This window comes from Streptomyces sp. NBC_00448 (assembly GCF_036014115.1).
GTDB lineage: Bacteria > Actinomycetota > Actinomycetes > Streptomycetales > Streptomycetaceae > Actinacidiphila.
In genome coordinates this window covers 8,510,798-8,532,716 of sequence record NZ_CP107913.1, presented here as the reverse complement: position 1 = coordinate 8,532,716, position 21,919 = coordinate 8,510,798, and the positions used below count along the sequence as shown (strand labels likewise).

Here is a 21,919-nt window from a genome sequence, read left to right as displayed (position 1 = left end):
TCGGCCGCCCACAGGCGGAGTTGACACGTGGTCGACGCCACACCCTACCCGTGGTGATCATCGGCTTCACCGCCGGTTCCGCCCTTGGGCGTCCGGACGGGCAAGATGGAGGGGTGACCCTTATCGATCAGCTCCCTTCCGAAGCCGACCCCGATGCCCTCTTCGAAGCGTTCTCGACGTGGGCCGAGGGCCAGGGCATCGCCCTCTACCCGGCCCAGGAGGAGGCGCTGATCGAGGTGGTCTCGGGGGCGAACGTGATCCTCTCCACCCCCACCGGCTCCGGAAAGAGCCTGGTGGCGGCGGGTGCGCACTTCGCCGCGCTGGCCCGCGACGAGGTCACCTTCTACACCGCGCCGATCAAGGCGCTGGTCTCCGAGAAGTTCTTCGACCTGTGCAAGATGTTCGGCACCGAGAACGTCGGCATGCTCACCGGCGACGCCTCGGTCAACCCGGACGCCCCGGTGATCTGCTGCACCGCCGAGGTGCTCGCCTCGATCGCGCTGCGCGACGGGCGGACCGCCGACGTCGGCCAGGTCGTCATGGACGAGTTCCACTTCTACGCCGAACCGGACCGCGGCTGGGCGTGGCAGATCCCGCTGCTGGAGCTGCCGCAGGCGCAGTTCGTGCTGATGTCGGCGACGCTCGGCGACGTGGCCCGGTTCGAGGAGGACCTGACCCGGCGCACCGGGCGGCCCACCGCGGTGGTCAGGTCCGCGACGCGGCCGGTGCCGCTGAGCTACGAGTACCGCACCACGCCGCTGACCGAGACCCTCACCGAGCTGCTGGAGACCCGCCAGTCGCCGGTGTACATCGTGCACTTCACGCAGGCCGCCGCGGTGGAACGGGCGCAGGCGCTGATGAGCATCAACATGTGCACGCGCGCCGAGAAGGACGCCATCGCCGAGCTGATCGGCAACTTCCGCTTCACCACCGCCTTCGGCCGCAACCTCTCCCGCTACGTCCGGCACGGCATCGGGGTGCACCACGCGGGGATGCTGCCGAAGTACCGCCGGCTGGTGGAGAAGCTGGCGCAGGCCGGGCTGCTGAAGGTGATCTGCGGCACCGACACCCTCGGCGTCGGCGTCAACGTGCCGATCCGCACGGTGCTGTTCACCGCGCTGACGAAGTACGACGGGCAGCGGGTGCGGGTGCTGCGGGCCCGGGAGTTCCACCAGATCGCCGGGCGGGCCGGGCGGGCCGGCTTCGACACCGCCGGGTTCGTGGTGGCGCAGGCTCCCGAGTACGTGATCGAGAACGAGAAGGCGCTGGCCAAGGCCGGCGACGACCCGAAGAAGCGCCGCAAGGTGGTGCGCAAGAAGGCTCCGGAGGGGTTCGTCGGCTGGGGGCAGAACACCTTCGAGAAGCTGATCGCCTCCGAGCCTGAGGCGCTGACCTCCCGCTTCCGGGTCACCCACGCGATGCTGCTGTCGGTGATCGCCCGGCCGGGCAACGCCTTCGACGCGATGCGGCACCTGCTGGAGGACAACCACGAGGACCGCAGGTCCCAGCTCCGGCACATCCGGCGGGCCATCGCGATCTACCGCTCGCTGCTCGACGGCGGTGTGGTGGAACGCCTCGACGAGCCGGACGCCGAGGGCAGGATCGTCCGGCTCACCGTCGACCTCCAGCAGGACTTCGCGCTCAACCAGCCGCTGTCCACCTTCGCGCTCGCCTCCTTCGAGCTCTTCGACCCCGACTCCCCCTCCTACGCCCTGGACATGGTCTCCGTGGTGGAGTCCACCCTCGACGACCCCCGCCAGATCCTCGCCGCCCAGCAGAACAAGGCGCGCGGCGAGGCGATCGCGGAGATGAAGGCCGACGGGGTGGAGTACGAGGAGCGGATGGAGCGGATTCAGGACGTCTCCTACCCCAAGCCGCTGGAGGAGCTGCTCCTGCACGCCTACGGCGTGTACCGCAAGAGCCACCCGTGGGTCGGCGACCACCCGCTGTCGCCGAAGTCCGTCATCCGCGACATGTACGAGCGGGCCATGACGTTCTCGGAGTTCGTCTCCAACTACGAGCTGGCCAGGACCGAGGGCATCGTGCTGCGCTACCTGGCCGGCGCCTACAAGGCGCTGGAGCACACCGTGCCCGACGACCTGAAGTCGGAGGACTTCCAGGACCTCACGGCCTGGCTCGGCGAGCTGGTGCGGCAGGTCGACTCCAGCCTGCTCGACGAGTGGGAGCAACTGGCCAACCCCGAGGTGGAGAGCGCCGAGGAGGCCGCCGAGCGCGCCGACCAGGTCAAGCCGGTGACCGCCAATGCGCGTGCCTTCCGTGTGCTGGTCCGCAACGCCCTCTTCCGCCGGGTCGAGCTGGCGGCGCTGGAGAAGTACCACCAGCTCGGCGAGCTGGACGCCGAGTCCGGGTGGGACGCCGACGCCTGGGCCGACGCCATGGACGCCTACTGGGACGAGTACGACGACCTCGGTACCGGGCCGGACGCCCGTGGGCCGAAGCTGCTGCTCATCGAGGAACAGCCGGAGCACGGCCTGTGGCGGGTCCGGCAGACCTTCGCCGACCCCAACGGCGATCATGGCTGGGGCATTTCGGCGGAGGTGGACCTGGCGGCCTCCGACGAGGAGAGCCGCGCCGTGCTCCGGGTCACCGACGTCGGCGAACTGTGAGGGCCGCCGCGCACCCCACCACCAGCCGTACCCGCAGCACCTGCACCCGCTGACCGGTTTCTGCGCCCCAGCAGCCGCAGCAGCCCCCGCAGGCCCGGCCGGCCGTCGTCGCCGGAACCGTCCGGCCGGGCCGGGCCGGCGGCGCCGTCGACGGCTCCGCCGGATTCTGCTCCTCCCGCGCCTTCCCCGACCTCAGCGGCAAGCTCGTCCGAAAGCGGAAGCGGGCGCGGAAGCAGCGGCGCCGTGGCGGACAGTGGCATGTCCCATGACACAGGCTCCGCAGCGAGTTCCGCGGCGGCACCGACGGCCCGGCCCGGTGCCGGCCGCAGTTCCCTTGCCCGGCCGAGCGCGTCGGCCAGGGCCACGAGGGCCAGGGCGATCTCGTCCGGATGGTCGGCGGTGCTGATCGCCTTGATCTGCTCGGGCGTGGCCAGACCAGGACGGCCAGGTGGCAGGGCCGCCCGCAGTTTGCGCAGATGCGCGCGTTCGTATGGGTCGGGCAGCGCGCTGTCGACGAGCTCCGGCCCGAGCAGCGCCGACCACACGGCGGCTTCGTCCCACGCGTCGTAGGCGTCGCGCACGAGTTGGGCGACACGGCGGGACCGCCAACCGCGGGCCCGCTCGTCCTCGCCGTCGGCCACCGCCGCCCGCAGCCCCTCGGGCAGGGGGCCGCGCAACAGCGCCGGGCAGTGCTCGGCGAGCACCGTAAGGTCCCGGGCGAGGTACATCCACACCAGCGCGTGATAACGGTTCACATACCAGCGGACCGGGCGGATGTGCCCCGCCCTGGCCAGCCGGACGAACCGCTCCCGGCCCACACCGAGTTCCTTCGCCGCCTCGGCGCTGCCGACCAGCCTGATCCGGTCGAGCAGGGGGAGCGGGTGGCTGTCCTCGGCGACGAGCCGGTCCACCTCGTCCGATCCGACCTTCCAACTGCGCGAGCCGCAGGCGACCGTGGGGACCTCCCCGATCTGCACGGCGAGGTCGAACTCGTCGTAGTCGAGGCCGAGCGCGTCCCGGGCCCGGGCGAGCGTCATCAGGGGGCCGTCCGGCACCGCCGGGGGCGGGCCGTCCGCCACGAGCCGGTCCTGCCGCACCCGCTCCGGCCCACCGCGGTCCGGCCCGACGCTCTCCGGCCCCGCCCCGCCCGGTCCACCCGGTCCACCGCGAACCGGACCACCGTGGCCCGGAAGTCCACGGTCCACACGGCGCCGATCCTGCTTCGACCGCGCGACCCGCGCCCGGTCCGCGCCCGCCCGTCCGACCCGCTCCTGCCGCTGCTGCGTCGCACCCATGTCCATCACCTTCCGCGAAGCTCGATCACTGACAGTGACCAAAACTAGCGTGAAAGGCCGATATCCCGCGGAGAGCCTGTGGATAACTCCGAAATCAGGACGAATCCGCAGGTCAGGCGCGTGTCGTACCGGACTGCCGCGGTGCGACACCGAGATGTTCGCCGACCCGCCGCACCAGCCGGGTCATCTCGTACGCGACCTGGCCGATGTCCGCGTCCATCCCGCTGAGCACCGACAGGCAACTGCCGTCGCCCGCCGCCGTGACGAAGAGGTAACCCTCCTCGAACTCGATCATGGTCTGCCGCACCCCGCCGGTGCCGAACTGCCGGCCGGCGCCCTTGGCGAGGCTGTGGAAACCCGATGACACAGCGGCCAGGTGCTCGGCGGTCGGCCGGTCGAGGTCACCGCTGGCACCCGTGACCAGGCCGTCGTTGGACAGCACGAGCGCGTGCTGCACGTGCGGCACCCGCTTGGTCAGGTCATCGAGCAGCCATGCGAGCCCGTTGCCCACCGTCATGGCCTACCTCCCGTCTCCGCTGCGGTACGCAGCCTGGTACGCCGGGCGCGCGAGGGCAAGCCCCTCCCGGTGGCGAGCACGACCGGACGGGAGTTCGCCCGGCCTCGGACGGACGGAATCAGCCACCGCGCGGGGCGTACATGATCACGCCGACCCCGACGAGGCAGACCACCGCGCCGATCACGTCGAAGCGGTCCGGCCGGTAGCCGTCGAGGATCATGCCCCACACCAGCGATCCCGCGACGAACACCCCGCCGTACGCCGCCAGGATGCGCCCGAAGTCCCCGCTCGGCTGGAGCGTCGCGACGAATCCGTAGCAGCCGAGGGAGACGACACCCGCGGCGATCCAGCCGATTCCGCGGTGCTCGCGCAAGCCCTGCCAGATCAGCCACGCACCGCCGATCTCCAGAACGGCTGCCAGCAGGAACAATGCGACGGAGCGCAGCGTGATCATGCAACCATGATGCATGGCCGGAATGGAGCGCGGAAACGAGCAGGTGCGGGAGTTCTTCGCGGCACGGGCCGCCGGCTGGGAAGGTCGTTTTCCCGACGACAGCCCGGCGTTCGCGGCCGTGGTCGCCGAGTTGGAACCGCGGCAGGGCGACACGGTGCTCGACGCGGGATGCGGTACGGCGCGCGCGCTACCGCAGTTGCGGACCGCGGTCGGCCCCGACGGCGTCGTCGTCGGCGTGGACCTGACCTCCGAGATGCTGCGCGAGGCCGTGGCGCTCGGCCGCCGGGCGCATGGCGTGCTGGTCGAAGCCGACTGCGGGCGCCTGCCGTTGGCGTCGGGCACGTTCGACGCCGTGCTCGCCTCGGGGCTGGTGCACCATCTCCCCGACCCCGCCGCCGGCCTGCGTGAACTCGCCCGTGTGACCAAGCCGGGCGGCCGTCTCGCGCTCTTCCACCCGCTCGGCCGCGCCGCCCTCGCCGCCCGCCACGGCCGCCCGCTCTCGCCCGACGACATGCGCGCCCAGCCCCGACTCGGCCGGCTGCTCGGCAGCACCGGGTGGGAACTGCTGCTCCTCGACGACTCCGACGCGCGCTATCTGGCGCTGGCGGTCAGGAAGCCCTGAACGACCGGGCGGAACCTGCCGTGGCGAAGCCGCTGTTCACCGCCGCCGCACGCCGCGACCGCACCGCATGCCCCGACCGCGCGGCACGCCCCGACCCCGGCGCCCGGCGGACATCAGCGTGGGTGGGGTCCTCGCAGGCGAGCGCCCTCTCGACCGGGACGCCCGTGGCCGCCGCGTGTGCGAGCCGTTCCCGGACCTCGCGCGGGGGTGCGCGGACGGTAACCGGGCCCGTCCAGGCAGCACATGCAGGTGGGGGTGAACCGGAGCCCCGCGGCCAGCACGGCGGCCAGAGCGCGCCAACCGGCGGTGTCCCGCCTGCGCGGCACGGCGAGTTGCGCGCCCGCGTCCACGAGCGCACCGCCGCAGCGCGGACAGACGTCCCCGCGAACGCCGTTGCCCTGCTTCTTCCACGAAGCGCGACACGGCACGCAGACGAAGTGGGAGCGCATGATCCGGGCCATGGCCGCGATCGTAGGCGGCAACTCCCCCCTGCTGCCAACGATTTGCGCCGAGCACGCGCCTTCCTGCGCGGCACCGGAGCACCGCACGCACGTTTTCCTCACGTCCAGGCCCCTCGACGCGGAGGTTACCCGCTGGTTAGGGTGCGGCGGACCGGGCGGTGACAGGGAGGCAGGGATGGACGGCAACGCGCAGGACACGCCGGAGGAGGACGCGCTGCTCGTGCTGACCGCGGCGATGCTGACGCCGGGCGGCTTCCCTGGGGTGCTGGGCGACGACTACCCCGCGGCGTGCTCGCGGTTGGGGCTCGAACCGCTGGCGGGCGGCTACGGGCTGGTGTTCGGTCAGGACTCCGCCGGGGCGCGCTGGACCGTGGCCACGACCGACGCCGCGATGGTCGCCTGCGCGCTCGCCGCGTGGGACTGCGGACTCGAGTACGACCTGTCGCCGGACGAGAGCACCATGGTCGCGTCCCTCCCGGGTTGGCCGCTGCCGGTCGCCGTCGCGGCGCCGGGCGTCCCCGCGCCGCACGACCCCGACGAGACGGCCGGCGCGGGTCCCGCTCTCGCCCCGCCCGACACATCGGTGTGGGGGCCGCAGCAACGGCGGTTGGGCGCCGACGAGATAGCGATCCGTTGGCGCGAATGGCGCGACCAGATCGGCCCAGCCGCCGAGGACACCGCAGACGCGGACACCAGCGACGACGCCCCCGCCACGAAGGCACCCGACGCACCCGAGAGCAGCCACGCACCCGGCCCGCGTACCGGCGCCGGCACCGCCACCGACGCCGACGTGGAGACCCCCGTCCCCGCCCTCTCCCACGACGGGGTCCGCCGCGCCCTGGAAAGCGCCGAGGCGTACACCCGCGAGCCCCCTCCGCCCGGCCGGGTCCGCACCACGTACGGGGCGGTGCGCGCCGACGGGCCCGGCTGGAGCCTGGTGGCCAGGACGGACGACATGGCGTTCGTGCTGCTGGACGACGCGCCCGGCGAGGTCCTGCCGGTGGGGCGCGGCCCGGCCCTGCCGCCGCTGCTCGAAGCCCTCGGCCGGCTCGCCACCCCCGAGGTCAGGTCGGGCTGACGCCCCGGGTGTCGGCGCCGCCCGCCGTGCGCGCGATGTCGGCGGCCACCGTGTCCGCCGCCTTGCGCGCGGCGACCAGCACGGGGTCCCATACCGGCGAGAACGGCGGGGCGTAGCCGAGGTCGAGATCGACCATCCGCCCGACGGTCATCCCCGCGGTGAGCGCGACCGCACCGACGTCCACGCGCTTGGCAGCGCCCTCCCCGCCGACGATCTGGAGGCCGAGCAGCCGTCCTGTGCCGCGCTCGGCGAGCATCTTGACGGTCATCAAGGCCGCCTGGGGGTAGTACCCGGCACGGCTGGTGGACTCGATGACCGCGCTGACGAAGTCGAGGCCCGCGGCCCTGGCCTGGGACTCCTTGAGGCCGGTCCTGGCGATCTCCACGTCGCACACCTTGCTGACGGCGGTGCCGACCACACCGGGGAACGTGGCGTAGCCACCGCCGATGTTGGTGCCGATGATCCGGCCGTGCTTGTTGGCGTGGGTGCCCAGCGCGATGTGCTGCCAGGCGCCGGAGACGAGGTTGAGCACTTCGACGCAGTCCCCGCCGGCCCAGATCCGCTCGGTGTCGCGTACCCGCATCGAACGGTCGGTGAGCAGCCCGCCATGCGTTCCCAGCGGGAGTCCTGCGTCGCGGGCGAGCGCGGTGTTCGGCCGGACGCCGAGGCCGAGGACGACCAGGTCGGCGGGGTACTCCGCGTCGTCGGTGGCGACGGCGCGGGCCCGCCCGTCGGCGTCGGTGAGCACCTCGCGGGCGGCGGCGCCGGAGACGACGGTGACGCCGAGTCCTTCGAGGGCCTTGCGCACCAGGCGCCCCATGTCGGGGTCCAGGGTGGTCATCGGCTGCGGGTTGCGGTCGACGAGGGTGACGTCGAGGCCGTGCCGCAGCATCGCCTCGGCCATCTCGACGCCGATGTAGCCGCCGCCGACCACCACGGCCCGCCGCACCCCGTCGCGGTCCAGGCCGCGCAGTACGGCCTCGCCGTCGTCCAGGGTCTGCACCCCGAAGACACCGGGCGCGTCGATGCCCGGGATCGGCGGCCGTACGGGCAGCGCACCGGTGGCGATCACCAGATGGTCGTAGCCCGTCCACCGCTCGCGGCCGTCGGCGTCGCGCGCCAGGACGCGGGCGCCGTCGCGGTCGATCTCCGTTACCTCGGTGCCCAGGCGTACGTCGATGCCGCGGTCGCGGTGCTCGGCGGCGGTGCGGGCGACCAGCGCGTCGGGGCCGGTGGTGTCGCCGGCGATCCAGTACGGGATGCCGCAGGCGCTGTAGGAGACGTGCCGGCCGCGCTCGAAGGCGACGATCTCCAGGTCGTCGGCGGGCCTGCGGCGGCGGCCCTGGGAGGCGGCGGACATGCCGGTGGCGTCGCCACCGACGACCACGAGGCGTTCGGTCATGGGGCGAAGGGTGCCTCTCGTCCGAGAGCCTGCTCGTCGGGGGCCTGTCCGTCGAGGCCCTGTCCTCCGAGGACCGGCCCGTCGAGAGTCCGCACTCCGGGCGCCTGACCCTCCAGGGCGGCCCCTTGGGGGGCGGCGAGCTCGTCCCTGGCCGCCATGAGGGCGAAGCCGAGCAGGTTCAGGCCGCGCCAGGCGTCGGGGCGCTCGGCGCGGTCGTCGTCGGCGGCCAGGCCGATACCCCAGACCCGGTCCAGCGGGCTGGCCTCGACCAGCACCCGGCGGGCCGTACCGACCAGGTAGGCCCGCAGGTCGGGGTGCTGGCCGAACTTGTGCACGCTGCCCGCGACGACCAGGGCGAAGCGCTCCCGCTCCCACACCGCCTCGTCGAAGCCGCGGACACTTCGGCCCACGGACTTCGCGGCCTTCGGGTGGCCGGCGGCGACCGCGCGGCGCGCCGCGTCCTCGTCGCCGAACAGCCGGGCCTTGCCCGCCATCATCCAGTGCTCGGCGGTGGCATAGGTGACGCCGTCCACCGTGAAGGGGGCCGGCCACCACTGGCTGAGGCAGCCCGGGCCGACGCTGCCGTCGCGCTGCGGGCGGTGGCCCCAGAAGTGCAGGTATTTCACCCGGGTGCCGGAGGCCACAAGGGCGGCCAGTTCGGGGACGGAGCGCACGGCGCCGGCCTTGGACACCGGGGTGCGCCCCGGAGCGGCTGTGGGGGTGTCGGCCGTCATGGGCGGCTTCAGACCTTTTCCAGTGGGCGGTGCGGTGCGGCGGGCAGCTCGACGGCGATCGGATCGCCTGGGTGTACGACGCCGCCCTCGAGGACGACGCTCATCACACCGCCCTTGCGGATGATCGCCCCTGCCTCGTCACGGCCGACGACCTGCTTGAGCAGGCCGCTGCGGAACGTTTCGATCTGACGGCAGGGATTGCGCAGGCCGGTCACCTCGATCACCGCGGCGGACCCGAGCCGAAGCCGGGTGCCCGCGGGCAGGTCGAGGATCGCGAGGCCGCTGGTGGTGATGTTCTCGCCGAGTTCGCCGGGCCCTACGTGGTACCCGGCCGCGCGCAGTTCGTCGAACAGTTCGGCGTGGATGAGATGCACCTGCCGAAGGTTCGGCTGGGTGGGGTCCCGGGCCACCCGCGACAGGTGCTGGACGGTGACACCGAGGTGCGCGTCACCCTCGACACCGAGCCCGGCGAGCAGCCGGACGCTGTCCTGGTTTGCCTTGCTGAACCGGTGCGTGGCGTCACGGCTGACCGCGACGACGGAACCGCTGAGCATGAGGTTTTTCCCCTCGATCGGATTCCCTGACCCGAAGCTTCACCCTATCGAGGGGACCGCGAGGTCAGCGACCGATTTGCCGGCGGCTCACCCGGCGCAGCCGACGGCGCTGGGAGGAGTCGAGCGTGAAGTACGCGACGGCCGGCACGCCGATCACGACCAGGAAGAACACCCACCAGGGAATCCAGGCGAGCAGGATCAGCCCCACCACCACGCCGCCGATGGCGACCTTCGTACGATTCGTCATGCTCCCCAGCCTCCGTCTCACGGCGGCCCGCGCCGCGCGCTCACCGTACCTACCCAGTGGAACGCGCCGCGAGCCCTCCTGGTTCCCCGGGCCCCGCGACGCAAGACCCGGCGGGTAAAAACCGGGCAAGGCATCACGGGTGTCGCCCGGGATGTACGGGGTGCCCCTCCTGGGTCGTGGGGCCTACTTGCCGCCGGTCAGGCCGGCCCGGCGCAGGGCGTCGGCCATCGCACCGCTCGGCGCGGGCTGACCGGAGCCACCGCGCCGCCCGCCGCCCTGGCCGCCGTTGCCACCCCGCCCGGCGCCCTGACCGCCATTGCCGCCGTTGCCACCTCGGCCGCCGCCCTGACCGCCGCGACCGCCCTGGCGCGGCGGCCCGCCGCGCCGCTCGCCGCCCTGCCGTTCACCACCGCGCTGATCACCGCCGCGCGGACGCGCCTCGTCCTGGAGCCGCAGCGTCAGCGAGATCCGCTTGCGCGGCAGGTCCACGTCGAGGACCTTGACGCGCACGATGTCACCGGGCTTGACGACGTCGCGCGGGTCGGACACGTAGGAGTCGGACAGCGCGGAGACGTGCACCAGGCCGTCCTGGTGGACGCCGACGTCGACGAACGCGCCGAACGCCGCCACGTTGGTGACCACGCCCTCCAGCAGCATCCCCGGCCGCAGGTCCTTCATCTCCTCCACGCCCTCCTTGAAGGTCGCGGTCTTGAAGGCGGGGCGGGGGTCGCGGCCGGGCTTCTCCAGCTCGGCGAGGATGTCCGTGACGGTCGGCAGGCCGAACGAGTCGTCCACGAACTCCTGCGGCCGAAGGGCCCGCAGCACCGTGCCGTTGCCGATCAGCGCCGGGATCTCGGTCTGCGCGCTCGCGCTGATCCGCCGCACCACCGGATACGACTCCGGGTGCACGCTGGAGGCGTCCAGCGGGTCGTCACCGCCCTGGATGCGCAGGAAGCCCGCGCACTGCTCGTACGCCTTCGGGCCGAGCCTGGCGACGTCCTTGAGGTCCTTGCGGGTACGGAACGGGCCGTTGCTGTCACGGTGCGCGACGATGTTGCCGGCCAGGCCCTCGGTGATGCCCGACACCCGGCGCAGCAGCGGCACGGACGCGGTGTTCACATCGACGCCGACGCCGTTGACGCAGTCCTCGACGACCGCGTCCAGGGAGCGCGACAGCTTCACCTCGGACAGGTCGTGCTGGTACTGGCCGACGCCGATGGAGCGTGGGTCGATCTTGACCAGTTCGGCGAGCGGGTCCTGGAGGCGGCGGGCGATGGAGACCGCGCCGCGCAACGAGACGTCCATCTCGGGGAGTTCGGCCGAGGCGTACGCCGAGGCGGAGTAGACCGAGGCGCCGGCCTCGGAGACGACCGCCTTGGTGAGCTTCAGGTCCGGGTGCGCCTTGATCAGGTCGGCGGCGAGCTTGTCGGTCTCGCGGGAGGCGGTGCCGTTGCCGATCGCGATCAGATCCACCCGGTGGGCGGCGGCGAGCCGGGCGAGTGCGGCCAGGGACTCGTCCCAGCGGTTGCGGGGGGCGTGCGGATAGATCGTGTCGGTGGCGACGACCTTGCCGGTGCCGTCGACCACCGCGACCTTGACGCCGGTGCGCAGTCCCGGGTCGAGACCCATGGTGGCGCGGGTGCCGGCGGGGGCGGCGAGCAGCAGGTCGCGCAGGTTGGCGGCGAAGACCCGAACGGCCTCGTCCTCGGCCTGCTGCCGGAGCTGGACCCGCAGGTCGATGCCGAGCCGGACCAGGAAGCGGGTGCGCCACGCCCATCGGACGGTGTCGGCGAGCCACTGGTCGGCGGGCCGACCGCGGTCGGTGATCCCGAACTGCTGGGAGATGCGCCGCTCGAAACTGGTCGGGCCCTCGGCGGGCTCCTCGGGTTCCAGGGTGAGGTCGAGGACCTCCTCCTTCTCGCCGCGCAGCATCGCCAGCACCCGGTGGGAGGGCAGCTTGGTGAACGGCTCGCCGAAGTCGAAGTAGTCGGCGAACTTCGCGCCGGACTCCTCCTTGCCGTCGCGCACCTTGGCGACCAGCCGGCCGCGGTTCCACATCCGGGTGCGCAGCTCTCCGACGAGGTCGGCGTCCTCCGAGAAACGCTCGGTCAGCACGGCCCGGGCGCCCTCCAGTGCCGCCGCCGCGTCCTCGACGCCCTTGTCGGCGGACACGTATCCGGCCGCCTCGGCCTGCGGGTCGAGGCCGGGGTCGGCAAGCAGCGCGTCGGCAAGCGGTTCGAGACCGGCCTCGCGGGCGATCTGGGCCTTGGTGCGCCGCTTGGGCTTGTAGGGCAGGTAGATGTCCTCGAGACGCGCCTTGGAGTCGGCGGCCATGATCTGGGCGCGCAGCGCGTCGTCGAGCTTGCCCTGAGCGTCGATGGACTCCAGGACGGCGGTGCGGCGCTCGTCCAACTCCCGCAGGTAGCGCAGCCGCTCCTCCAGGGTGCGCAACTGCGCGTCGTCCAGGGTGCCGGTCGCCTCCTTGCGGTAGCGGGCGATGAACGGCACGGTCGCACCGCCGTCCAGCAGGTCGACCGCCGACCGGACCTGTCCTTCGCGTACGCCAAGCTCCTCGGCGATCCTGGCTTCCACCGACACGTTGCCGCTGATGATCTCGCTCCTAAGCTCGCCTGCCGGGCGGCGCTTCCCGCGCACCGCCCCGCGTGTGTCTTGCATCGTAGACGCCGGGCGGCGGTGGACGTCGTTGGCCGCACCAGGAGCGGTAGGTGCACCCGAACGCCCGCGCGGTCCGGCCGCGCCGCGGCACCCGGGCCGGCCGGTGCGGGCGGGACGCGCGGCTCAGGTCAGCTTCTTCCCGAACCAGTGGTCCGCGTAAGGGCTTTCGTTGTACGCCTCGATCTCGCGGTAGCCGAGCCGGGCGTACAACGCGCGGGCCTCGACCAGGTCCTCGCGGGTGTCCAGGAGGATGCGCGCGGCGACGGGATGGGGGCCCGCGGTACGGCTCCGGTCGGGGTGGTCGGGTGAGGTCACGGCGCCATCCTGGCAGTAGCGGGGTGGGGTTATCCCCCGGTTCTCCGTGGGGCCGCCCCAGGGGAAGCCGGGTGATGGCGCCATGGCCGCGGGCCGCGCCGGTTCCTAGCGTCAGGAGTGCGGCCGACGAAGGCCGCCCACCGACTTTCCCGGCCCGCGGCACACGCGGTGCGGGACCATGCCCGAGGAGCGCCCATGCCGCCTGCCAGCCGCACTCTCGCCGTAGCGCCGCCCGTGCCGCCGCCTGTCGCGCCTGCCGCAGCGCCGACCGCCACGCAAGCCGTCCCACGCGCGCAGGAACGGGCCCCGGGCAGCGAGTTCGCCCCGCTGCTGCGGCAGATCAAGGACGCCGGCCTGCTGCGGCGCAGGCGCGGGCACTACGCGATGTCGCTGGCGGTGAACCTGCTGGCCTTCGCCGCGGTGTGGGCGGCGGTCTTCCTGGTCGGCGACACCGGGTCGTGGTGGGTGCTCGCGCTGGCGCTGCCGGCGGCGGTGCTGTCGGCCCGCACCGGCTTCGTCGGGCATGACGCCGGGCACCAGCAGATCGCGGCGGGCCGGCGGGCGAACCGGGTGCTCGCGCTGCTGCACGGGAACCTGCTGCTGGGGATGGGCGCCGCCTGGTGGTCCGACAAGCACAACAAGCACCACGCCAACCCCAATCACGTCGGCAAGGACCCGGACGTCGAGGTGGGCGCCTTGGTGTGGACGCGGGCGCAGGCGATCGAACGGAAGGGCTTCGCGCGGTTCCTGACGAAGTACCAGGCGTGGCTGTTCTTCCCGATGCTGCTGCTCGAAGGGCTGGCGCTGAAGGTCGCCAGCTTCCAGGACCTGCGCCGGCTGGACCGCCGGGAGCGGCTGGTGGAGGGCGGCCTGCTGGTCGCGCACCTGGTGGGATACGCGGCACTGCTGCTGACCGCGCTGTCTCCGGCGCAGGCGATCGCGTTCGCGGCCCTGCACCACGCGCTGTTCGGGGTGCACCTGGGGTGCGCGTTCGCGCCCAACCACAAGGGGATGGCGATGCCCGAGGAGGGCTCGCGCTGGGGCCACCTGCGCCGCCAGGTGCTCACCTCGCGCAACGTACGCGGCAACCCGGTGACCGACTTCTTCCTCGGCGGCCTCAACTACCAGGTGGAGCACCACCTCGTGCCGAGCCTGCCGCGCCCGCACCTGCGGCTGGCGCAGCCCCTGGTCCGCGCGCACTGCGCCCGCCTCGGCATCCCGTACACCGAGACCGGGCTGATCGACTCCTACCGGCAGGCGCTGAGCCACATGCACGCGGTCGGCGAGCCGCTTCGCTGAGCGGGCCGGGACCGCGCCGGGAGCCGGGCCCGAGCCGGTCGTCGGTGGCCGGGCCGGTTGTCGGTGGCCGGGGCTAGCGTGGAGGCATGGGGGAGATCGTGTATGTGCGGGGGGACGCCACCGCACCGCAGGGCAAGGGCGTCAAGGTGATCGCGCACGTCTGCAACGACCTGGGCGGCTGGGGCAAGGGGTTCGTGCTGGCGGTCTCGCGCCGCTGGCCGGAGCCCGAGACGGCCTACCGGCGCTGGCACCGCGAGCGGGCGCGCAACGACTTCGGTCTGGGCGGGGTCCAGCTCGTCCGGGTCGGCACGTACACATGGGTGGCCAACATGGTCGGCCAGCGCGGCATACGCACCGGCAGCAAGGGCGTGCCGGTGCGGTACGAGGCGATCGGCACCGCGCTCGGGTCCCTGGCCGACCGGGCCCTGGAGCTGGGCGCGTCGGTGCACATGCCGCGGATCGGGTGCGGCCTGGCCGGCGGGAAGTGGGAGCGGGTCGAGCCACTGGTCACCGCCCGGCTGGTGGAGCGCGGGGTCTCCGTCACGGTCTACGACCACGACTGACGGGCCGGCCGTGGATCGCCCCTTGCCGGCGGGGCAGGGAGGCGCGCCTCACAGGTGCGAGGGCCGTTCCGCGCCGTACAGCCAGGTGGCGAAGAGCGGTCGCAGGTCCTGGGAGGTGAAACGTGCGCAGAACGCGGTGAATTCGGCGGTGGACGCGTTGCCGTGGCGGTGCGCGGCCGGCCACGCCTTGAGCAGCCGGTCGAAGGCGGACGCCCCGAGCGTGCGGCGCAGTTCGTACAGCACCAGGGCGCCGCGGCCGTAGACGGGGGCGGCGGAGACCGCGGCCGCGTCGGGCGGGGAGGCGGGCGGGAAGGCCCAGTTGGCGCTGTCGGCGAAGGCGTCCGCGGCGCTCGCGTCGAGGGACGGGCCGCCCTCGTGCTCCTTCCACAGCCACTCGGTGAGGGTGGCGAAGCCTTCGTTGAGCCACATGTCCTGCCAGGCGGCGGGGGTGACGGAGTCGCCGAACCACTGGTGCGACAGCTCGTGCACGAGCGTGACGGGATCGACCGCGGGCGGCGGGCCGTCGCCGGGGAAGACCGGGCGGTTCTGCGCCTCCAGCGCGTAGCCGACCCGCCCGCGCGGCAGGTGGTCGACGATCGCGCCCGCCGACGCGAAGGGGTAGGGCCCGAACAGGCCCTCCTCCCAGCGCAGCATCTCGGGGATACGGGCCAGCGTCGCGGCGGTCTCGGTGTCGTCGGAGCGCGGGTCGACCGCGACGTACAGCGGCAGCCCGTCCGGTGTCGTCGAACGGGTGACGTCGAAGTGCCCGATGGCGACGGTCGCGAGGTAGGTGGCCATCGGCGCGGCGCTGCGCCAGTGGTAGGCGGTGCGGCCGCCGGAGGCCGGCCGGGTGGTGAGGAGTTCGCCGTTGGAGACCGCGGTGAGGCCGTGCGGGACCGTGACGGTGATGTCGTAGGCGGCCTTGTCGGAGGGGTGGTCGTCGCCGGGGAACCAGGCCATGGAGCCGACGGGTTCGCCCAGCGCGAGGGCGCCGTCGTCGGTGCGGAACCAGCCCTCGTGGGAGCCGTCCGGGTCGGTCAGCAGCCGCGGCACGCCCTGGTACTCGACGGTCGTGGTGAAATGCGCGCCGCGCCGCGGGGGGTGGGCGGGGCTGATCCGGAGTTCGGTGCCGGCGCGGGAGGTGCGGGTCTTCGTGCCGTCGACGGTGACGCGCCGGACGTCGAGCCCGGCCAGGTCGAGGTCGAAGCGGGACAGGTCCTGGTCGGCGGTGGCGGTGAGGGTGGCGGTGCCGCGCAGCCGGCCGGAGGCGGGGGCGTAGTCGAGGTCGAGCGTGTAGTGGCCGACGTGGTAGCCGCCGTTGCCCGCGTCGGGGAAGAGCCGGTCGCCGACCCCCGGCGCGCCGGTGTCGGGGCCGCCCGCCCGGTCGCCGCCGGTGCAGGACAGGCAACAGGCGAGCAGGCAGCCCGCGAGCAGCGGCAGCGGGACCGCGCGCGGCGGCGGGCGTAGGCGCACGCCGGCCAGCGTACGAGGTGTCCGGCCGGTAGCCGCGCCCAGGCGGCCGGTGGCGCGCCGCGGGCCTGACGGACCTGGGTCCAGACCGTAAGGCCCGTGCACCAGGAGAGCGGGGCTTACCGCGACCCTCCCGGTGCCATGGGTGCCGCCCAGTGTCCCGGGACACCGGGCGCTCGTGGACGCGTCAGTCCGCGAACCGCTCGCCGCGCTCGGCCTTGGCCACCAGCAGCGCGGGCGGCTCGAACTGCTCCCCGTACGCGGCGGCCAACTCCCGGGCGCGGGCGGTGAACCCGGCGACGCCGCCTTCGTACCCGTTGATGTACTGGAGCACTCCCCCGGTCCACGCCGGGAAGCCGATGCCCAGCACCGAGCCGATGTTGGCGTCGGCGACGGAGGTCAGGACGCCCTCCTCGAGCAGCCGCACGGTGTCCAGGGACTCTGCGAAGAGCATGCGCTCCTGCATGTCGCGCAGCGACGACCCGGCCGCCGTCGCGGGCTCCGCCGCCCCGAAGTGCTCGGCGAGGCCCGGCCACAGCCGTGTCCTGCGGCCGTCCTCGTAGTCGTAGAAGCCCGCGCCGCCGGCGCGCCCGGTGCGGTCGAACTCGTCGACCATGCGGTCGATCACCTGCTCCGCCGGGTGCACGCGCCAGGTGCCGCCGGCCGCCTCGACCGCCGCGCGGGCCTCGGCCCGGATCTTGCGCGGCAGCGTCAGGGTCAGCTCGTCCACCAGGGAGAGCACCTTCGCGGGGTAGCCGGCCTGCGCGGCGGCCTGCTCCACGGAGGCGGCCGGGATGCCCTCGCCGACCATGGCGACGCCCTCGTTGAGGAAGTGGCCGATCACCCGGGAGGTGAAGAAGCCGCGCGAGTCGTTGACGACGATCGGCGTCTTGCGGATCTGCCGGACCAGGTCGAACGCGCGGGCCAGCGCCTCGTCGCCGGTGTCCCGGCCGCGGATGATCTCGACCAGCGGCATCTTGTCGACCGGGGAGAAGAAGTGCAGTCCGACGAAGTCGGACTGCCGCCGGACTCCTTCGGCGAGCGCGGTGATCGGCAGGGTGGAGGTGTTGGAGCACAGCAGCGCGTCCGGGGCGACCACGTCCTGGATCTCCTGGAACACCTTGTGCTTCAAGGCGGCGTCCTCGAAGACCGCCTCGATGACGGCGTCGCAGCCCGCGAGGTCGGCCGGGTCGGCGGTCGGGGTGATCCGGGTGAGCAGCGCCGCCCGCTTCTCCGGCGTGGTGCGGCCCTTGGCGAGCGCCTTGTCCAGCAGCCCGGCGGAGTACGCCTTGCCGCGCTCGGCGGCCTCCTGGGTGACGTCCTTGAGGACGACGTCGATGCCGGCGCGCGCGCAGGAGTAGGCGATGCCGGCGCCCATCATGCCGGCGCCCAGCACCGCGACCTTGGCGACCTGGCGGGCAGGCACGTCCTTGGGGCGGCTGGCACCGGAGTTGACGGCCTGCATGTCGAAGAAGAACGCCTGGATCATGTTCTTCGAGACGGGCCCGCAGGCGAGTTCGGTGAAGTAGCGCGCCTCGATGGTGAAGGCCGTGTCGATGTCGACCTGGGAGCTCTCGACGGCGGCCGCCAGGATGGCGCGCGGCGCCGGGAACGGGGCGCCGGCGAGCTGCTTGCTCAGGTTCGCCGGGAACGCGGGCAGGTTCGCGGCGAACGCGGGGCTCTTGGGGGTGCCGCCGGGGATCTTGTAGCCGGGCGCGTCCCAGGGCTGCCGGGCCTCGGGGTTGGCGTGGATGAAGGCGCGGGCGCGGGCGAGCAGGTCGTCGCGGTCGGTGGCCACCTCGTGGATCAGACCGGCCGCCAGGGCGCGCTCCGGGGTGTACTGGCGGCCCTGGAGCAGCACCTTGAGCAGGGCGTCGGCGATGCCGAGCAGCCGGACGGTGCGCACCACGCCGCCGCCGCCGGGCAGCAGCCCGAGGGTGACCTCCGGGCAGCCGATCTTGCTGCCGGGCGCGTCCAGGGCGACCCGGTGGTGGCAGGCGAGCGCGATCTCGTAACCGCCGCCGAGCGCCGCGCCGTTGATCGCGGCGACGACGGGCTTGCCGAGGGTCTCCAGGCGGCGCAGGCGGCGCTTGATGCGCAGGGACCCGGCGAAGACGTTCTCGGCGGTCTCGGGGGTGGCGCGGATGAGGTCGCGCAGGTCGCCGCCGGCGAAGAAGGTCTTCTTGGCGGAGGTGACGATCACGCCGCGGATGCCGTCGAGTTCGGCCTCCAGGCGGTCGAGGGTGGCGTCGAGGGAGTCGGCGAAGGCCGCGTTCATGGTGTTCGCGGACTGCGCCGGGTCGTCGAGGACGAGGGTGACGACGCCCTCGGCGTCCTGCTCCCAGCGGATGGTGGTGGTCTCGCTCATGGTCTTCGAAGCTCCGTTGGTCCGGTTGGTCCGGCGAGGTGCGGGCGAGGGGTGGAACGGCGGGGCGCGGTGGTGCGGGACTCGGGCGGCCGCGGGGCGCGGGGGCGCGGCCGGATCAGAGGCGTTCGACGACGGTGGCGACGCCCATGCCGCCGCCCACGCACAAGGTGGCGAGGCCGTAGCGCTGGTCGCGGCGCTCCAGTTCGTCGATGAGGGTGCCCAGGATCATCGCGCCGGTCGCGCCGAGCGGGTGGCCGAGCGCGATGGCGCCACCGTTGACGTTGACCTTGTCGATGCTGACGCCGAGGTCGGCGGCGAAGCGCAGCACGACCGCCGCGAACGCCTCGTTCATCTCGATCAGGTCGATGTCGCCGACGCTCAGCCCGGCCTTGGCCAGCGCCTTGCGGGAGGCGGGCGCGGGGCCGGTGAGCATGATGGTCGGCTCGGAACCGGAGACGGCCGCGGACAGGATGCGGGCGCGCGGGGTGAGGCCGTAGCGCTCGCCGACCTCACGGTTCCCGATGGCGACCAGCGCCGCGCCGTCCACGATGCCGGAGGAGTTGCCGGCGTGGTGGACGTGGTCGATCCGCTCCACCCAGTGGTACTTCTGGAGCGCGACCGCGTCGAAGCCGCCGGCGTCGCCGATGGTGGCGAAGGACGGCTTGAGGGCGGCCAGCGACTCGGGGGTGGTGCCCGGCCGCATGTGCTCGTCGCGGTCCAGGACGGTCAGGCCCGCGCGGTCCACGACCGGGACGACGGAGCGGTCGAAGCGGCCCTCCTTCCACGCCTCGGCGGCCCGCTCCTGCGACAAGGACGCGTACGTGTCGACATCGTGCCTGCTCCAGCCGCCGATGGTGGCGATCAGGTCGGCGCCGATGCCCTGGGGCACGAAGCCGGTCTCGAACGACGTCATCGGGTCCATGGCCCAGGCGCCGCCGTCGGAGCCCATGGCGACGCGGGACATCGACTCCACGCCGCCGGCCAGCACCAGGTCCTCCCAGCCCGAACGGACCTTGGCCGCCGCGAGGTTGACCGCTTCGAGGCCGGAGGCGCAGAAGCGGTTCTCCTGCACGCCGGCGACGGTGTCGGGCAGGCCCGCGGCAATGGCGGCGATCCGGGCGATGTCGGAACCCTGGTCGCCGATCGGGCTGACCACGCCGAGCACGATGTCGTCGATGGCCGCGGGGTCCAGGTTCGGGAAGCGGCGGCGCAGTTCGTGGATGAGGCCGACGACGAGGTCGATCGGCTTGGTGCCGTGCAGGGAGCCGTTGGCCTTTCCGCGCCCGCGCGGGGTGCGTACGGCGTCGTAGACGTAGGCGTCGGTGCTCAACGTCGTGCCTTTCGGTGAGGGTTCGCGGGTGGGGTGGCGCTGGGTGCGTCGGACCCGGTCAGCCGGAGGGACCGCCGGCTGGTCCGGAGTCGTCGGAAGCGGGCGCGGGGTCGTCGGCGGGTACGGAGCCGGCGGCAGGTACGGAGCCGGCGGCGGGCGCGGGGTCGGCGCGTATCAGGGCGGGGGTGTCCCAGTCCCGGGCCACCTCCGCGGTGTGCGCGCCCGGCAGCGCGGGCGGGCGGCGCAGCGCGGCCGGGGTGGCGGAGAAGCGCGGCGCGGGAGCGGGTTGCATCACGCCCTCGTACGCCGCCAGGGTGCCCCGGGCCGCGAGGTGCGGGTGGTCGTGGGCCTCGCCGAGCGGCAGTACGGGTGCGACGCAGGCGTCGGTGCCGTCGAAGACGCCGGCCCATTGCTCGCGGGTGCGGGTACGGAACCGGGCGGCGACGGCCTCGCGCAGTTCCGGCCAGCGGGCGGGGTCGGTGCGCAGGGCCGCGGCATCGGCGGGCAGGCCGAGCAGCGCGGTGAACTCGTCGTAGAAGCGCTGCTCCAGGGCGCCGACCGCCATGTGGCCGCCGTCCGCCGTGGCGTACACGCCGTAGAAGGGGGCGCTGCCGTCCAGCAGGTTGGAGCCGCGCCGGTCCTGCCAGGCGCCGGCGGAGCGCATGCCGTGGAGCATCGCGGTCAGGTGCGCGGTGCCGTCCACGATGGCCGCGTCCACGACCTGGCCGCGGCCGTGGGCGCGGGCGTGGTGGAGGGCGGCGAGCACCCCGGTGACGAGGTAGAGGGAGCCGCCCGCGTAGTCGCCGAGGAGGTTGGCGGTGGGGGCGGGCGGTCGGTCGGGGGCGCCGGCCAGGTCGAGGGCTCCGGTCACCGCGATGTAGGCGATGTCGTGGCCCGCGGTGTGCGCGAGCGGGCCCTCCTGGCCCCAGCCGGTCATCCGGCCGTAGACCAGACGGGGGTTGCGGGCCAGGCAGGGCTCCGGGCCGACGCCCAGTCGCTCGGCGACGCCGGGGCGGTAGCCCTCGATGAGGATGTCGGCCCGGGCGACGAGGTCGAGGACGGCGGGCGGGCCGGTGGCGGCCTTGAGGTCCACCAGGACGGAGCGCTTGTTGCGGTTGGTGACGTCGTGGGCGGGGTCGACGCCCAGGCCCTGGCCGCCGGGGCGGTCGACGCGCACGACGTCGGCGCCCAGGTCGGCGAGGAGCATGGCGGCGAACGGACCGGGCCCGATGCCGGCGAGTTCGACGACGCGCACTCCCGCCAGCGGGCCGGGTGGGGAGCCGGCGGCCGGGTTCGACGGTTCTCGTGTCACTTCCGCGATGGTAGGAACGTGTTCCAGTTTTGGCAAGGGCTGACTGAGCGCTCGCTCAGCGGGTCGCGTGGCGACCCGGTGGGCAGGTGTACCTACGCTTGAACGTCACTTCCACGACCCTTTGCGATGGAGCGTTGCCAATGAGCGCGTACGACCCGAACAACGTGAAGATCAGCCCGTCGACGTGGGTGGCCGAACAGGCCGAGCGGTACGAGTCCTCCAACGGCACGGAGGGCACCGACATGAACGGCTCGCCCTGCCTGCTCATCGACTACCTCGGGCGCCGCAGCGGCGTCTGGCACCGGACGGTGCTGATCTACGGGCGGGACGGGGAGGACTATCTGATCGTCGCGTCGAAGGGCGGCGCTGACGAGCACCCGGTGTGGTTCCTGAGCGTGCGGGACAATCCCGAGGTGCACTTGCGGGTGGGCACCGAACGCTTCGCCGCGCGGGCCGAGGTGCTCTCGCCGCAGGAGAAGGCGCGGGTGTGGCCGCATCTGGTCGAGGTCTACCCGCCGTACGAGGAGTACCAGGAGAAGACCGAGCGGGACATCCCGGTGGTCCGCCTGCGCCGGGTCTGAGCGAGCCGCCTCCG

Annotated in this window: 17 protein-coding genes and 2 pseudogenes; 6 read left to right on the top strand and 13 right to left on the bottom strand. The window is 73.3% G+C overall.

Features of this window, described 5'->3' with window-relative positions:
* Positions 1 to 113: 113 nt before the first annotated feature.
* A complete protein-coding gene (locus OG370_RS36840; protein ID WP_328472091.1) occupies positions 114 to 2,627 on the top strand; it encodes a DEAD/DEAH box helicase in 2,514 nt (837 codons plus the stop codon).
* Here the strand turns inward: OG370_RS36840 and OG370_RS36835 are convergent.
* The 3 genes from OG370_RS36835 to OG370_RS36825 all read right to left on the bottom strand — a co-directional run bounded on the left by OG370_RS36835 (position 2,534) and on the right by OG370_RS36825 (position 4,893).
* Positions 2,534 to 3,706 (bottom strand): DUF6397 family protein, encoded by a 1,173-nt coding sequence (locus tag OG370_RS36835; protein ID WP_328472089.1) that lies wholly within the window; start codon positions 3,704 to 3,706, stop codon positions 2,534 to 2,536. The two genes, OG370_RS36840 and OG370_RS36835, sit on opposite strands and share 94 nt — an antisense overlap.
* 328 nt (positions 3,707 to 4,034) lie before the next feature.
* Positions 4,035 to 4,439, bottom strand: a complete 405-nt coding sequence (locus tag OG370_RS36830; RefSeq protein WP_328472087.1) for a roadblock/LC7 domain-containing protein — start codon at positions 4,437 to 4,439, stop codon at positions 4,035 to 4,037.
* A gap of 118 nt (positions 4,440 to 4,557) precedes the next feature.
* Entirely contained in the window at positions 4,558 to 4,893 is a 336-nt protein-coding gene (locus OG370_RS36825; RefSeq protein ID WP_328472085.1) for a YnfA family protein, read from the bottom strand.
* 13 nt (positions 4,894 to 4,906) lie between these two features.
* On the opposite strand from OG370_RS36825, the gene OG370_RS36820 reads away from it, so the two are divergent.
* Positions 4,907 to 5,515, top strand: a complete 609-nt coding sequence (locus OG370_RS36820) for a class I SAM-dependent methyltransferase (protein ID WP_328472083.1) — start codon at positions 4,907 to 4,909, stop codon at positions 5,513 to 5,515.
* Positions 5,516 to 6,151: 636 nt separating this feature from the next.
* A complete protein-coding gene (locus OG370_RS36815) occupies positions 6,152 to 7,054 on the top strand; it encodes a hypothetical protein (protein ID WP_328472081.1) in 903 nt (300 codons plus the stop codon).
* On the opposite strand, the gene OG370_RS36810 is transcribed toward OG370_RS36815, so the two are convergent.
* The 6 genes and pseudogenes from OG370_RS36810 to OG370_RS36785 form a co-directional block, all read right to left on the bottom strand.
* A complete protein-coding gene (locus OG370_RS36810) occupies positions 7,041 to 8,456 on the bottom strand; it encodes an FAD-dependent oxidoreductase (protein ID WP_328472079.1) in 1,416 nt (471 codons plus the stop codon). The genes OG370_RS36815 and OG370_RS36810 overlap by 14 nt on opposite strands.
* 131 nt (positions 8,457 to 8,587) lie before the next feature.
* Positions 8,588 to 9,190, bottom strand: a pseudogene (locus OG370_RS36805) (NADAR family protein); the annotation flags it as partial.
* Between the two features lie 8 nt (positions 9,191 to 9,198).
* The gene (locus tag OG370_RS36800; RefSeq protein ID WP_328472077.1) at positions 9,199 to 9,744 is read right to left on the bottom strand and encodes an MOSC domain-containing protein; all 546 of its coding nucleotides are present in this window, start codon (positions 9,742 to 9,744) and stop codon (positions 9,199 to 9,201) included.
* 64 nt (positions 9,745 to 9,808) lie between these two features.
* Positions 9,809 to 9,991: a hypothetical protein gene (locus OG370_RS36795; protein WP_328472075.1), complete on the bottom strand. Its 183-nt coding sequence runs from the start codon at positions 9,989 to 9,991 to the stop codon at positions 9,809 to 9,811.
* Positions 9,992 to 10,174: 183 nt separating this feature from the next.
* Entirely contained in the window at positions 10,175 to 12,667 is a 2,493-nt protein-coding gene (locus tag OG370_RS36790) for a Tex family protein (RefSeq protein WP_328472073.1), read from the bottom strand.
* Positions 12,668 to 12,790: 123 nt separating this feature from the next.
* Positions 12,791 to 12,928 (bottom strand): annotated as a pseudogene (locus OG370_RS36785) (GNAT family N-acetyltransferase); the annotation flags it as partial.
* Positions 12,929 to 13,216: 288 nt separating this feature from the next.
* On the opposite strand from OG370_RS36785, the gene OG370_RS36780 reads away from it, so the two are divergent.
* Positions 13,217 to 14,281, top strand: a complete 1,065-nt coding sequence (locus OG370_RS36780) for a fatty acid desaturase family protein (protein ID WP_443060923.1) — start codon at positions 13,217 to 13,219, stop codon at positions 14,279 to 14,281.
* Positions 14,282 to 14,367: 86 nt separating this feature from the next.
* Positions 14,368 to 14,844 (top strand): macro domain-containing protein, encoded by a 477-nt coding sequence (locus OG370_RS36775; RefSeq protein WP_328472069.1) that lies wholly within the window; start codon positions 14,368 to 14,370, stop codon positions 14,842 to 14,844.
* A 48-nt stretch (positions 14,845 to 14,892) separates the two neighbouring features.
* Here the strand turns inward: OG370_RS36775 and OG370_RS36770 are convergent, their stop codons facing one another.
* The 4 genes from OG370_RS36770 to OG370_RS36755 form a co-directional block, all read right to left on the bottom strand.
* Positions 14,893 to 16,317 (bottom strand): M1 family metallopeptidase, encoded by a 1,425-nt coding sequence (locus OG370_RS36770; RefSeq protein ID WP_328472067.1) that lies wholly within the window; start codon positions 16,315 to 16,317, stop codon positions 14,893 to 14,895.
* A 184-nt stretch (positions 16,318 to 16,501) separates the two neighbouring features.
* Positions 16,502 to 18,682 (bottom strand): 3-hydroxyacyl-CoA dehydrogenase NAD-binding domain-containing protein, encoded by a 2,181-nt coding sequence (locus tag OG370_RS36765; RefSeq protein ID WP_328472065.1) that lies wholly within the window; start codon positions 18,680 to 18,682, stop codon positions 16,502 to 16,504.
* Positions 18,683 to 18,797: 115 nt separating this feature from the next.
* Complete coding sequence (locus OG370_RS36760; protein WP_328472063.1) at positions 18,798 to 20,012, bottom strand: acetyl-CoA C-acetyltransferase; 1,215 nt, start codon at positions 20,010 to 20,012, stop codon at positions 18,798 to 18,800.
* 58 nt (positions 20,013 to 20,070) lie between these two features.
* Positions 20,071 to 21,267, bottom strand: a complete 1,197-nt coding sequence (locus OG370_RS36755) for a CoA transferase (protein ID WP_443060922.1) — start codon at positions 21,265 to 21,267, stop codon at positions 20,071 to 20,073.
* A gap of 197 nt (positions 21,268 to 21,464) precedes the next feature.
* Between OG370_RS36755 and OG370_RS36750 the strand changes: the two genes are divergently transcribed.
* Positions 21,465 to 21,905 (top strand): nitroreductase family deazaflavin-dependent oxidoreductase, encoded by a 441-nt coding sequence (locus OG370_RS36750; RefSeq protein ID WP_328472059.1) that lies wholly within the window; start codon positions 21,465 to 21,467, stop codon positions 21,903 to 21,905.
* Positions 21,906 to 21,919 lie beyond the last annotated feature (14 nt).